The organism is Maricaulis maris (assembly GCF_049116555.1).
Taxonomy (GTDB): Bacteria; Pseudomonadota; Alphaproteobacteria; order Caulobacterales; family Maricaulaceae; genus Maricaulis; species Maricaulis maris_C.
Window position 1 is genome coordinate 20,046 of the sequence record NZ_JAGDYT010000004.1, and the last position, 12,234, is coordinate 32,279.

General features: G+C 62.9%; 16 protein-coding genes. 12 read left to right on the plus strand and 4 right to left on the minus strand.

Features of this window, described 5'->3' with window-relative positions; all coding sequences use genetic code 11:
* Nucleotides 1-74: 74 nt before the first annotated feature.
* Both dapA and smpB read left to right on the plus strand, forming a co-directional pair.
* Nucleotides 75-956 carry a 4-hydroxy-tetrahydrodipicolinate synthase gene (gene dapA, locus JXQ94_RS05935; RefSeq protein ID WP_421922870.1) on the plus strand — a complete coding sequence of 294 codons (882 nt, stop codon included), beginning with the start codon at nucleotides 75-77 and terminating at the stop codon, nucleotides 954-956.
* A gap of 11 nt (nucleotides 957-967) precedes the next feature.
* Entirely contained in the window at nucleotides 968-1,438 is a 471-nt protein-coding gene (gene smpB, locus JXQ94_RS05940; RefSeq protein WP_421922871.1) for an SsrA-binding protein SmpB, read from the plus strand.
* Nucleotides 1,439-1,442: 4 nt separating this feature from the next.
* Here the strand turns inward: smpB and JXQ94_RS05945 are convergent, their stop codons facing one another.
* Nucleotides 1,443-2,450: a GlxA family transcriptional regulator gene (locus JXQ94_RS05945; protein ID WP_421922872.1), complete on the minus strand. Its 1,008-nt coding sequence runs from the start codon at nucleotides 2,448-2,450 to the stop codon at nucleotides 1,443-1,445.
* Nucleotides 2,451-2,524: 74 nt separating this feature from the next.
* On the opposite strand from JXQ94_RS05945, the gene JXQ94_RS05950 reads away from it, so the two are divergent.
* Nucleotides 2,525-2,737: a glutathione S-transferase gene (locus tag JXQ94_RS05950; RefSeq protein WP_421922873.1), complete on the plus strand. Its 213-nt coding sequence runs from the start codon at nucleotides 2,525-2,527 to the stop codon at nucleotides 2,735-2,737.
* Nucleotides 2,738-2,798: 61 nt separating this feature from the next.
* On the opposite strand, the gene JXQ94_RS05955 is transcribed toward JXQ94_RS05950, so the two are convergent.
* A complete protein-coding gene (locus JXQ94_RS05955; protein WP_421922874.1) occupies nucleotides 2,799-3,461 on the minus strand; it encodes a uracil-DNA glycosylase in 663 nt (220 codons plus the stop codon).
* Entirely contained in the window at nucleotides 3,458-3,997 is a 540-nt protein-coding gene (locus tag JXQ94_RS05960) for an NYN domain-containing protein (RefSeq protein WP_295693973.1), read from the minus strand. Before JXQ94_RS05960 ends, JXQ94_RS05955 begins: the two co-directional genes overlap by 4 nt.
* A gap of 36 nt (nucleotides 3,998-4,033) precedes the next feature.
* Between JXQ94_RS05960 and folK the strand changes: the two genes are divergently transcribed.
* Genes folK through era form a run of 8 tightly spaced genes read left to right on the plus strand, consistent with a single transcriptional unit; the run spans nucleotide 4,034 to nucleotide 10,608 of the window.
* Nucleotides 4,034-4,594, plus strand: coding sequence for a 2-amino-4-hydroxy-6-hydroxymethyldihydropteridine diphosphokinase (gene folK, locus JXQ94_RS05965; RefSeq protein WP_421922875.1), 561 nt, complete (start codon nucleotides 4,034-4,036; stop codon nucleotides 4,592-4,594).
* Between the two features lie 48 nt (nucleotides 4,595-4,642).
* Nucleotides 4,643-5,014: a DNA-directed RNA polymerase subunit omega gene (rpoZ, locus tag JXQ94_RS05970; RefSeq protein ID WP_297734148.1), complete on the plus strand. Its 372-nt coding sequence runs from the start codon at nucleotides 4,643-4,645 to the stop codon at nucleotides 5,012-5,014.
* 6 nt (nucleotides 5,015-5,020) lie between these two features.
* Nucleotides 5,021-7,252, plus strand: a complete 2,232-nt coding sequence (locus tag JXQ94_RS05975; RefSeq protein WP_421922876.1) for a RelA/SpoT family protein — start codon at nucleotides 5,021-5,023, stop codon at nucleotides 7,250-7,252.
* Entirely contained in the window at nucleotides 7,249-7,833 is a 585-nt protein-coding gene (gene pyrE / locus JXQ94_RS05980; protein ID WP_421922877.1) for an orotate phosphoribosyltransferase, read from the plus strand. The genes JXQ94_RS05975 and pyrE overlap by 4 nt, the downstream gene beginning before the upstream one ends.
* A complete protein-coding gene (locus tag JXQ94_RS05985) occupies nucleotides 7,830-8,567 on the plus strand; it encodes a pyridoxine 5'-phosphate synthase (protein WP_421922878.1) in 738 nt (245 codons plus the stop codon). Before pyrE ends, JXQ94_RS05985 begins: the two co-directional genes overlap by 4 nt.
* Nucleotides 8,564-8,992, plus strand: coding sequence for a holo-ACP synthase (gene acpS, locus JXQ94_RS05990; protein ID WP_421922879.1), 429 nt, complete (start codon nucleotides 8,564-8,566; stop codon nucleotides 8,990-8,992). The genes JXQ94_RS05985 and acpS overlap by 4 nt, the downstream gene beginning before the upstream one ends.
* Complete coding sequence (rnc, locus tag JXQ94_RS05995) at nucleotides 8,985-9,671, plus strand: ribonuclease III (RefSeq protein WP_421922880.1); 687 nt, start codon at nucleotides 8,985-8,987, stop codon at nucleotides 9,669-9,671. The genes acpS and rnc overlap by 8 nt, the downstream gene beginning before the upstream one ends.
* The gene (gene era, locus JXQ94_RS06000; protein WP_421922881.1) at nucleotides 9,664-10,608 is read left to right on the plus strand and encodes a GTPase Era; all 945 of its coding nucleotides are present in this window, start codon (nucleotides 9,664-9,666) and stop codon (nucleotides 10,606-10,608) included. The genes rnc and era overlap by 8 nt, the downstream gene beginning before the upstream one ends.
* 199 nt (nucleotides 10,609-10,807) lie before the next feature.
* Here era and JXQ94_RS06005 read toward each other — a convergent pair whose 3' ends face one another.
* Nucleotides 10,808-11,317 carry a hypothetical protein gene (locus JXQ94_RS06005; protein ID WP_421922882.1) on the minus strand — a complete coding sequence of 170 codons (510 nt, stop codon included), beginning with the start codon at nucleotides 11,315-11,317 and terminating at the stop codon, nucleotides 10,808-10,810.
* Nucleotides 11,318-11,414: 97 nt separating this feature from the next.
* Between JXQ94_RS06005 and recO the strand changes: the two genes are divergently transcribed.
* Nucleotides 11,415-12,143: a DNA repair protein RecO gene (gene recO, locus JXQ94_RS06010; protein ID WP_421923167.1), complete on the plus strand. Its 729-nt coding sequence runs from the start codon at nucleotides 11,415-11,417 to the stop codon at nucleotides 12,141-12,143.
* Nucleotides 12,144-12,234 lie beyond the last annotated feature (91 nt).

Genomic DNA, 12,234 nt, shown 5'->3' on the forward strand with positions numbered 1-12,234 from the left:
GACAAGAACACTTGGCCGTGTGCTGCGCGGTCGATATGGTCGCGCGCTGATTTGGCCGCATCCGGGAATGAAACATGTTCAAAGGGTCCATCACTGCACTCGTTACCCCATTCAAGAACGGGGCCGTGGACGAGAAGGCCGTCATCGCCCTGACAGAGCGTCAGATCGCGGCTGGCACGCATGGCCTTGTGCCGTGCGGAACGACGGGTGAAAGCGCGACCCTGACCTTTGCCGAACACATGCGTGTGGTCGAGATCGTCACCGAGGTGGCCAGCGGACAGCTGCCTGTGATTGCCGGTACTGGCTCGAACAGCACGGCGGTCGCGATCGAGAACCAGCAGCGCGCAAGGGATTTGGGTGTTGATGCAGGCCTCGTGGTCGCGCCCTATTACAACAAGCCCAATCCGGAAGGCCTCTATCAGCACTTCAAGGCGATCCATGACGCTGTCGAGCTGCCGATCATCGTCTACAACGTGCCGGGACGAACCGTCATCGATATTGACGCCGAGACCGTCGCCCGGATCGCGACGCTGGAGCGTGTGGTCGGGATCAAGGACGCGACGGGCGATATGGCGCGTGTGTCCCAGCACCGCGCCCTGATCGACGGCAGTTTCGTCCAGTTGTCGGGCGATGACCCGTCAGCGCTCGGCTTCAATGCCACCGGCGGTATCGGTGCAATCTCGGTCACCTCGAATGTGGCGCCGGCCTTGTGCGCACAATTCCAGGACGCCACATTGTCGGGAGACTGGGACACGGCGCGGGAGCTGAATGATCGTCTGATGCCGCTGCACCATGCCCTGTTTACCTCGTCCAGCCCCGGGCCGACCAAATACGCCATGTCGGTTCTGGGTGTCACCAATACCGAAATGCGCCTGCCGCTGACCGAGCCGAACGAGGCTTCCAACGCTGCGGTCCGGGCTGCACTCGTCCATGCCGGCCTGCTCGATCAGGCCTGATAGAAAGCGCCATGAGTAAACCCAAGACAGAGTTCGGTGCCGTCGCCGTCAACCGGCGCGCCCGGTATGATTACGAGATCGAGGAGACGTTCGAAGCCGGCCTGATGCTGATGGGTTCGGAAGTCAAATCCCTGCGCGAGGGGCGTGCCAATATTGCAGAAAGCTATGTCAGTCCCGAAAATGAGGGCCTGTGGCTGATCAATGCTGATATTCCGCTTTATGCCCCGGCCAATCGCTTCAATCACGAGCCACGGCGCCACCGGAAATTGCTCCTGAAGAAGAAGGAAATCGCCAAACTGTCCGGTGCGGCGAGCCAGCAGGGGCGAACGATTGTCGCCTTGCGCCTCTATTTCAACGGGCGCGGCCTGGCCAAGCTCCAGATCGGTCTGGCCAAGGGCAAGAAGACGGTCGACAAGCGCCAGACAATCAAGGATCGCGAGTGGAACAAGCAGAAGTCGCGCCTGATGAAGAATTTCGGCTAGGCGTTCACAGGCTGTCCGCCATCTCCACCGCAAAGCGTTCGCGATAAGCTTGCGGTGTCACGCCGAGAAGCCGCGCGAAGGAGCGCCGCATGCGCTCGTCATTGCCAAAACCGGTCTGCCCGGCGACGGTCTTGATCGAGACATTGGGGTTTTCCAGCATGGCGCGGGCGGCATCGACCCGGAATTGCTCGACCGCGCGGGCCGGGGTCAGGCCGGTATCGTCTGTGTAGAGGCGCGCGAAGTTTCGCGCGCTCATGCCCGAACGTTCAGCCAGCGCCTCGACTTTCAGGTCGGCGGTCAGATTGTCCTTCATCCAGAAGTGCAGGGCGTCGAAACGACCGGTCGCCGAGCGCTTTTGCTGTTTCAGGGCTTCGGAGAATTGTGACTGTCCGCCCGGGCGCTTTACATAGACCAGGAGCGAGCGGGCCAGTTCCAGAGCCAGGTCACGACCGTGATCCCGCTCGACCATGGCCAGGGCGAGGTCGATTCCTGCGGTCACGCCGGCGGATGTCCAGACACGGCCATCCTCGATGAAGATGGGGTCTGCATCGACCTCGGTTTCCGGGCACGCGTCGGCAAGCTGGTCGCAATAGCGCCAATGCGTTACCGCACGCTTTTCCGACAGCAGGCCGGCCGCGCCCAAAAGGAAGGCGCCGGTGCAGGTTGAAGCGATGCGCCCGGCCTTGCTGGCGGCGCGCTGGATCGCCTGCACGAGACGCAGGTCGCGGCAGGCCGGGAAGACACCCAGGCCACCGGCGATCATCAGCGTGTCATCCTCGTCCAGTCCGATCCCCGCCAGCCGGCGCGTGTTCAGGAGAACACCGGCATCAGTCTCGACCGGGCCGCCATAATAGGAGGCGATCGGCGTGGAATAGGCTGTGCGCCCGAGAAAGATATTGGCATCCGCGAACACCTGGAGCGGGCCGGTAATGTCGAGCAGTTTCACATCCGGAAAGGTGACAAAGGTGACGCAGCGGTCGACTTGTTCGGTCTTGGCAGAAAAAGGGAGCATATGGTCATTCATGCCATTGATGGGCCGGGATATCCAGCGGGAACGCGGAAAAACACAGAAACAGGGTTAACGCCATGAGACTAGCGCTGGAAGATGTCATCAATGAGACTTGTCCCTGGTCCGGCAAGCCGGTCGCCGCCACGTCCCTGACACGCTATCGCGACGCGGTGGTCGGCTTTTGCAATCCGGGCTGTCGGGACAAGTTTGACGCGGCGGTCGACATGTTTGAGTCCTGCCTGGCCGAGGCCCCTCCAAACCTGCCAGATGTCCAATCTCCTGAGGTGTAACGCGGCCCGTATTCTCGCCTGACAGGCGAGTGGCCGTGACCTATAAACAGTCGGCAGGATTTCAGGGTCGGGTGGCGAGCCAGTCCCGGATATCGGAAAAAACAGCGTCGAACATGACGTCGGTCAGGCGGCCGGTATTCGTGTTGTATCGCGAGCAATGATAGCTGTCGAAGAGCCGGATCGGGCCATTGGGACCGGGCAGGTCAGCTGTCGCGGCATGCCCGAATTTGGCGGTCTTCAGCGGCAGGCCCAGCGCCCGCAATGTATTGTCGTGCGAGATCTTGCCCAGGCAGAGCACGGCTTCCAGCTTCGGCATGGCCGCGATCCGGCTGGTCAGAAAGGGGCGGCAGGCATTGGCCTCAGCCCCGACCGGCTTGTTCTCCGGCGGGACACAGCGCACCGCATTGGTGATCAGGGTATCAACCAGCTCGACACCGTCATCGGCGTGGCTGGCATACATGCCGCGGGAAAACCCGAAACGGTTCAGCGTCGCGTAGAGCAGGTCGCCGGCCCAGTCGCCCGTGAAAGGGCGGCCGGTCCTGTTGGCACCGCGCAGGCCGGGCGCCAGTCCGATGATGAGGAGACGCGCCTGGTCCGTGCCGAATGATTCCACAGGTGCGTTGTGCCAGTCGGGATGATCGACCGCGACCGCTTGCCGGAAGGCCACGAGGCGTGGGCAGAGGGGGCAATCCAGTGGCGCTTCAGGCGGGATGTCCTGGCTCACGCGCTGCCTCCGCCACGGCCGATCATCGCCTTGAGGTCGTCCAGTTCAATGAAGGCATCGGCCTCGCGGCGCAGATCGTCGGAGATCATGGACGGGTTGGTCTTCAGCGAGGAGACGACGGAGATGCGCGCGCCCTTGGCTCGGGCTGCCGCGAGCGCATAGCGGAAATCGCCATCGCCGGAGAAGACGATGATGTGATCGAGATATGTCGCGGCTTCAAGCAGGTCGACGGCCAGTTCGATATCCATATCGCCCTTGATCCGGCGACGACCATGTTCATCGGTATATTCCTTGGCCGGCTTCGTGATCACCGAGAAGCCGTTATAGTCGAGCCAGTCGACCAAGGGGCGCAGCGGGTTATAGTCTTCATGCTCGAGCAGGGCGGTGTAGTAATTGGCCCGGATCAGCTTGCCGCGCTTGCGGAATTCTTCGAGAAGGCGTCTGAAGTCGATATCGAAATCAAGCGCCTTGGTGGTGGAAAAGAGATTGGCCCCGTCGATGAAGAGCCCGATACGTTCATCCGGATAAAAAGCCATGGCAATAACCTTCAAATAGCGATGCGGAATAAGTCGATGCAATCTGGTCCGATCTATATCGCGCTCGGGGCCAACCTTCCACTGGGCCTCTGTAGCCCGCGCGAGACCCTGGCGCGGGCCCGCAGGGCTCTGGACGATGCGGGGCTGGCGCTGGTTGCGACGTCCTCGGACTGGCACAGCCCGGCCTGGCCGGACCCGAGCGACCCGCCCTATGTGAACGCCGTCGTGGAAGTGGCCTCCGGGCAATCGGCCCGGGCGATCCTGGACCGGTTGCACGTCATCGAGACAGAGTTTGGCCGTGAGCGGAGTGTGCGCAATGCGCCGCGTCCGCTGGACCTCGATCTGATCGACTGCCGCGGTGAGCAGATCGAAGGGGAGGGCGGGCTCGTTCTTCCCCATCCCAGAGCGATAGGTCGGGCTTTTGTTCTGCTGCCATTGGCCGAGATCGCACCGGATTGGCGGGACCCTTTGAGCGGGCGCGGCATCGCTGATTTGATCAAGGCACTGCCGGAGGCGGATTGCAGCGCAACATATGCACTGCAAGAGGGCGGGAAACTCTCACCCGACAGCCTTGCTTTTGCAGGGCGAGGGGATTAGGTAACGCGGTTCCAAAACCTCTAGCGCTGGTTCAAGGAGTTCGCGCGCATGGCTCGCGTCACTGTCGAAGACTGCATTGAAAAAATTCCCAATCGTTTCCGTCTGGTTCTGATGGCGGCACACCGTGCCCGCAACATCTCGGCCGGCTCCGAGCTGACGATTGATCGCGACAATGACAAGAACCCTGTCGTTGCCCTCCGCGAGATCGCGGACGAGACGCTCGACATGGACGCGCTCAAGGACAGCCTGGTCAATGGTCTGCAGCGCGTGCTGCCGAGCGAGGACGAGGAAGACGCTGCCCGCGAAGAACGCTCTCCGCAGCTTGAAGCGCTGCCGGCCCCGCCGGTCGAGCTCGACGAAGCGGAAATGCTCAAGGCGCTCCAGAACGACCGGGACGGCGCGCCTGACGGCCGCCTCTAACGCGTCTTGACCCCCGGCGCGACGTCACCAGAACTGGCATCGCCGCCGCCCGCCATACCCAGCGCGGACGAGCTGATAGCGCGTATCCGCCGGTATTTTCCCAAAGTTGATGCCGACTTCGTTCGGCGGGCTTATGACTTTGCGGAAGAAGCGCACCGGCCACAGCGCCGGCAGTCGGGTGAACCCTATTTCGCGCATGTCGCCCAGGTCGCGATGATCCTGGCGGAATTGCGCATGGATGTCGCGACGGTTTGTACCGGCCTGCTCCATGACACGGTCGAGGACACGCCGGCGACGCTGGAAGACCTCACACAGGCCTTCTCCGAAGAAGTTGCGGGCCTGGTCGACGGGGTCACGAAGCTTGGCCAGATGGAATTGCGCTCCAAGCGCACCAAACAGGCCGAGAACCTCCAGAAGCTCGTCGTCGCCATTTCGGCCGATGTCCGCGTGTTGATCGTCAAACTGTGCGACCGCCTGCACAATATGCGCACGCTGGACGCCATCTCCCGACAGGACAAGCGCGAGCGGATCGCGCTCGAAACGCTTGAAATCTATGCTCCGCTGGCCCGTCGGATCGGGATCAACCGGGTCTGTGTCGAGCTGGAAGACCTGGCCTTCGAACATCTCAATTCTGCCGCCCATGAATCGATCAATACGCGGCTGAAACGCCTGCGCGAACAGCATGCTGACGAAGTCTCGTCAGTTTCCGCCGCGATGACGGACAGTCTCGCCCAGGCTGGCATTGACGGGCGGATTTTCGGGCGCGAAAAGCGGCCTTACTCGATCTGGCGCAAGCTGGAGCGCAAGGGGCTGACCTTTGAGGAAATCGCCGACATCTATGCCTTCCGCCTGATCGTCGACACGCCTGATGATTGTTATCGGGCGCTCGGGGTCATCCACCAGGCCTGGCGCTGCGTTCCGGAGCGTTTCCGTGATTTCATCTCCCTGCCCAAGCCGAATAATTACCGCTCCCTGCATACCACGGTGATGGGGCCGAAGAATGTGCGGGTCGAGCTGCAGATCCGCACCGAGGAGATGGAAGCCGTCGCCGAAAGCGGCGTGGCGGCCCACTGGCGCTACAAGAATTCCACCTACACCTATGACCCGGCAGCGGCCGAGGCGGCGGGCGGCGATCCGCTGGAACGCCTGCGCCCCTTCGTGGAAATCCTCAATCAGGGTGGCGATCCGGAAGAATTCCTCGAGCATGCCAAGCTCGAAATGTTTGCCGACCAGGTTTATTGCTTCACGCCCAAGGGCGATCTTATCTCCCTGCCGGTCGGGGCCACACCGCTGGACTTCGCCTATGCGGTCCACACCGAGCTGGGTCACACCACGGTGGCCGCCAAGATCAATGGCCGCGAGCGCCCGCTGCGGACCCGCCTGCACAATGGTGATGTCGTCGCGATCGTGAAGGGCGGCGTTCGCCAACCGCCGGCCGGCTGGGAAAATCTCGCCGTTACCGGCCGCGCGCGGGCCGCGATCCGCCGCCTGATCCGCGAGAGCGAGCGCGACGAGTTCCATCGGATCGGCAAGATCATGGCCGAACATGCCTTCCGCCGTGAGGGCCGGACCTTGATTGAAGGCGCGCTCAAGGACGCGTTGGCCCGGCTTGAAGTCAAGGACATCAACGAGATGTATGAGACGCTCGGGCGCGGTCGGATTACCTCCGGTGACTTGCTCAATGCGGCTTTCCCGGGGCGGCTGGACGAGCGCGAAGACACGACCAGTCGCGACCTGATCCAGGATTCCAAGGCGCGCCTCTATGTGCGCGGCCGGGGCCTGACCCCGGGTGTGACCCTGCATTTCGCGGAATGCTGTTCGCCTCTGCCCGGTGACCGGATTATCGGCCTTCTGCGCAAGGACAAGGGTATCGAGATCCACACCATCGATTGCGAACGCCTCGCCCAGCACGAGGAAGGCGCGATGGATGAGTGGCTGGACCTCGCCTGGACGGCGGAAGCCGAGGGCAATGCGGTCTCGATGGCCCGGATCAATGCCGTCATGCACAATGAGCCTGGCGCCCTGGCCGAGATCGCCATGACGGTGTCGGAAAACCGCGGCAATATCGCCAGCGTGACCACGCGTAACCGGGCGGCCGACTTCTTCGATATGGAATTTGATGTCGAAGTGTTCGATACCCGCCATCTGGCAAATATTCTGGCCGCTGTGCGCATGTGCGAGACGGTTGTCTCTGCCGACCGCGCGCGCGCGGAAGTCGAGGAGATCAAGGAAGAATGACCCGCGAAGAAGTCCTGGCCGAATTTCGTGCCGCCGGTGCCCTGCTCGAGGGCCATTTCATCCTGTCATCGGGCTTGCGCAGCGCGGTCTTCCTGCAAAAGGCCCGCGTCTTCTCCGAGCCGGAGCGGACTGAGCGGCTGTGCAAGGCGCTGGCCGCAAAGGTTCGCGCTCAGCTGGGCGATGCCCCGACCGTGATTGTCTCGCCAGCCACAGGTGGCATCGTTCCTGGCTATGAGATGGCCCGTCAGCTGGGGCTCAAAGGACTTTATGTCGAGCGCGAGAATGGCGAATTCACCCTGCGTCGCGGGTTCGAGCTGACCGAGGACGACAAGGTCCTTGTCGTCGAGGATATCGTTTCGACAGGCCTGTCTTCGCGCGAATGCATTGAAGCGATCAACAAGACGGGCGCCACGGTGATTGCCGAGGCTTGCCTCGTGGACCGCTCCGGTGGTGAAGCTGATGTCGGCGTGCCGCTGATCGCCCTGACCGAATACAAGGTGCCGGCCTTTCCCGCCGATCAATTGCCAGCGGAACTGGAAGCCATTCCCGCCGTGAAGCCGGGGAGTCGGGGGCTGGCATGAGCATTCGTCTCGGCGTCAATATCGATCATGTGGCCACGATCCGGAATGCCCGCGGCGGCGAGCATCCTGACCCGGTCCGCGCGGCCCGCCAGGCGTCGGAAGCCGGAGCGGACGGTATCACAGCGCATTTGCGCGAAGATCGTCGCCACATCACCGACGGCGATATCGACCGGCTGATGGCCGAGATCGACCTGCCGCTGAACCTGGAAATGGCGGCGACGCCGGAAATGCTCGACATCGCCCTGCGCCACAAGCCGCATGCGGTCTGCCTGGTGCCGGAAAAGCGTGAGGAACGCACCACCGAGGGCGGCCTCGATGTCGCCGCCGGGCACAATACAATTGCGCCCTATGTCCGCCAGCTGCGCGAAGCGGGCAGCCGCGTCTCGCTCTTCATCGAGCCGGACCCGGTCCAGATTGCGGTCGCCGAAGCCATGGGCGCGGCTGTCGTGGAGCTTCATACCGGCGCCTATTGCGAGGCTTTCCTGGCGGGTAACGCCGCCGAGGTCGAGCGTCATCTCAAGCGCCTGCAATCGGCCGCGACGGTCGCTCACGAGCGCGGTCTGGAAGTCCATGCCGGTCACGGCCTGACCTATGACACCGTCAAACCCATTGCCGCGATCCCTGAAGTGATCGAGCTCAATATTGGCCATTTCCTGATCGGCGAGGCGATCTTCCGTGGTCTGCGCGAAGCGGTGGGGACGATGCGCGGGCTGATCGAAGAGGCGCGGGCATGATCATCGGCCTCGGCTCCGATCTGATGGATATCCGGCGTATCGAGAAATCGATCGATCGTTTTGGTGACCGCTTCATCCAGCGGGTCTTCACCGAGATCGAGCAGGTCAAGTCGGACAGGCGCCGCATGCGCGCCGCCAGCTATGCCAAGCGTTTTGCCGCCAAGGAGGCGGGTGCGAAGGCCCTCGGGACCGGGATCGCCCGCGGCGTGTCGTGGAAAGAGATTGGGGTCGTCAACCTGCCCGGCGGCAAGCCGACGCTGGAATTCAAGGGGCGGGCGCTGGAGCGGGCGCTGGCGCTGACCCCGCATGGTCATGAACCTTTCGCCCATATCACCATCACCGATGACCATCCCTGGGCCCAGGCCTTTGTCGTGCTCGAAGCGCGGCCGATCGGTCATCATCTTGACGGGCTCGCTCATGGCTGACCCGATCGCCCAGCTTGAAGCCCGTATTGGCTATGTGTTCCGCGACAAAACCCTGATCGAACGCGCCCTGACCCATGGCAGTTTTGCCGAGGGTCGCAAGACTATCCCGACCTATGAACGTCTCGAATTCCTCGGTGACCGGGTGCTTGGCCTGATGACGGCGGAAGCCCTGTTCACGTCCTTCGACAAGGCCGATGAGGGCGCCCTGGCGCCGCGGCTCAATTCGATGGTGCGCAAGGAAACCTGTGCCGATGTGGCGCGCGCGGTCGATCTCGGCGCGGCCCTGCGGATTGGCAAGTCGGAGGAAAAGGGCGGCGGGCGCAACAAGAATTCCATTCTTGGCGATGCCTGCGAATCCCTGATGGCGGCGATCTATCTCGATGGTGGACGGGCCGCTGTGCAGGTCTTTTTCGATCATCATTGGGGGCCGCGCATCGACGCGCTCAAGACCAAGCCGGCCGACGCCAAATCCGCGCTGCAGGAATGGGCGGCAAGGGTCGGCTTCGGCGCGCCGCGCTATACCCTCACCGAACGGTCCGGGCCGGACCACAAGCCGGTCTTCACGGTTGAAGTCACACTCTCATCTCTCACGCCCGCTGTGGGCGAGGGCGGTTCCAAGCAGGCGGCCGAACGGGCCGCCGCGGAAGCGCTCATGAAACGCGAAGGACAGCATGTCTGACACTCCCAAACGCTGCGGCTTTGCCGCGGTCATCGGTTCGCCGAACGCTGGCAAATCCACCCTCGTCAACGCCCTGGTCGGCGAGAAGGTCACCATCGTCACCCACAAGGTGCAGACGACCCGCTTTGCCGTGCGCGGCGTGGCGCTGGCTGGTGACACCCAGATCGTTCTGGTCGACACGCCCGGCGTGTTCGCGCCCAAGACACGGCTCGACAAGTCGATGGTTGCGGCGGCCTGGTCCGGCGCCGGTGAGGCCGACACCATCATGCATGTCGTCGACGCCGGTGCCCGTGCCCGGATGATCCATGGCGGCGCCAAGAGCGGCGACAGCCGCATGGTCGAGGATGATGACCGCGTCACCGAAGGCCTGAAGAAGACCGAGCAGAAGGCTATCCTGGTCCTCAACAAGGTCGACCTCATGCCGCGCGACCAGCTGCTGGCCATGTCGCAGGAGCTCTACGAAACCGGCGTCTATTCCGAGGTCTTCATGATTTCGGCCAAGACCGGGTCCGGCGTGCCACAGCTTCGAGAGTTCATCGCCGGTCTGATGCCGGAAGGTGTCTGGCACTACCCCGCCGACCAGGTCGCCGACCTGCCGGCCCGCATCCTCGCCGCCGAGATCACGCGCGAGAAAGTCTATCTGCGTCTGCACGAGGAATTGCCTTACGCCTCGATGGTCGAGACCGAGGTCTGGAAAAAGCTGCGCGACGGCTCGCTGCGCATCGAGCAATCGATCATCGTCGAACGCGAAACCCAGAAACCCATCGTGCTGGGCAAGGGCGGCAGTGCCGTGAAATCGATCGGCGAAGCCTCCCGCAAGGAGCTGGAAGAGGTGCTCGGCTGCAAGGTCCACCTCTTCCTCAATGTGAAGGTCGACGCCAAATGGATGGCGCGGCGGTCGCACTACAAGGATGTCGGGCTGGACTTCGACGTCTGACGCGCAGCGCTGATCCCCCTCATCCCCCCTTGCAGGGACCTTCTCCCAAGGGAGAAGGAAGGCGCGTTCCCTCTCCCGTGGGAGAGGGTGGCCGCAGGCCGGGTGAGGGGTAAATCCCGGTGCCCCGGTGACAAGACGCACCTACAACCACCCCATTGAATGGTATGATCAGGGCATAGGCTTGCCGGTGCTGTCGCCGTTAGAGATGGCTCAACACGCTGCGCGCTGCGGCCTGCGCATCCGAAATGCATCGGGCTCTCTCATTGTCGCGTTGACCTGCTGCCTCGGGTAGATGTTCGATTTCCTCGAGCTGGTAGCGCATGACGTAGAGTGTCTCGACGTGTTGCGCTTCGTCCTGCCAAGGACCGTCGTGGAAGTGCTCGACAAGAAACTCTTCGAGTGCATGCTGACAGAATGATGAAGGTGGTGACGTCGCGACGAACTGTTCGAGGTGGTGCTTCAGAACAAGGCGCAAACATTGGTCGACACTGAACTCAGGCACGTCAAGCTCACGCATGGCTTGATAAAAGGCCGGTTGAATTTCGCGCCAAGTGGGGTGCGGATCGGTTGAAGCGGCTAGCTCGATCAGGCTGTCTGACGACAAGCCACGTTCGACCCAGCCGAGCGCGAGGCCCCTGGCGGCGTCAGGCGACAAGAGCCCGGCTTTCTCAAAGGCGTAAGCCTCAAGGGGTGAAAGGCTGAGTGTCATTGGCGAGCCTAAGGTTGGTCCTACCAGCCGTATTGGCATGCGATGGATGTGGAAACAATCCTGTGTCAGCGCTCCCAGACTCACCTACAACAACCCCATGGAATGGCGTGACAAGGGCATAGTCCTTGCCGTGCGACCGCATGGCGAGACGTCGGCGATTGCTGAGGTGCTGACCCGTGAGCAGGGTCGGCATGCCGGGCTGGTGCGCGGGGGGCGGTCGCGGTCGATGCGGCCGATCCTGCAGCCGGGCAACCAGATCACGGTCAGTTGGCGCGCCCGCCTGTCGGAACATCTCGGCATGTTCCAGATCGAGGCTGATGACCTCACCGCCGGTCTGGTGATGGAGGATCGCACTGCCCTGGCCGGGCTCAATTCGGCCTGCGCCGTTGCAGTGATGTGCCTGCCCGAACGTGAAGCCCATCCGCGCGTGCATGAGGGTTTCCAGCTCCTGTTGGGCGCTTTCGACACTCCCGACATCTGGCCGGCGCTTTATGTACGCTGGGAGGCTGGCCTTCTGTCCGATCTCGGCTATGGCCTCGACATGTCGGCCTGCGCCGTCACCGGCGTCACCGAAGACCTCACCCATATCTCACCGCGCACCGGCCGCGCCGTCTGCCGCGAGGAGGCCGCGCCCTACGCCCCCAAACTCCTCGAACTCCCGCCCTTCATGGCGGGGTCCGGCAAGATCGAAGAGGGCGATATCGCCCGCGGTCTGGCGTTGACCGGCTATTTCCTGGAACGCCGGGTGCTCTGGCCGATCGACAAGCAATTGCCGGAAGCGCGGCGGCGCTTGATGGCGGAGCTGGAACGGGTGGGGCGGCTTTAGGTTTCGCCCCCATTCCCCACAGCTAATCCTGCGTCCCACCCCTGCTTACCCTGTCAGCCCTGCCTATACTGATCCAAACGCGAATCAGTCA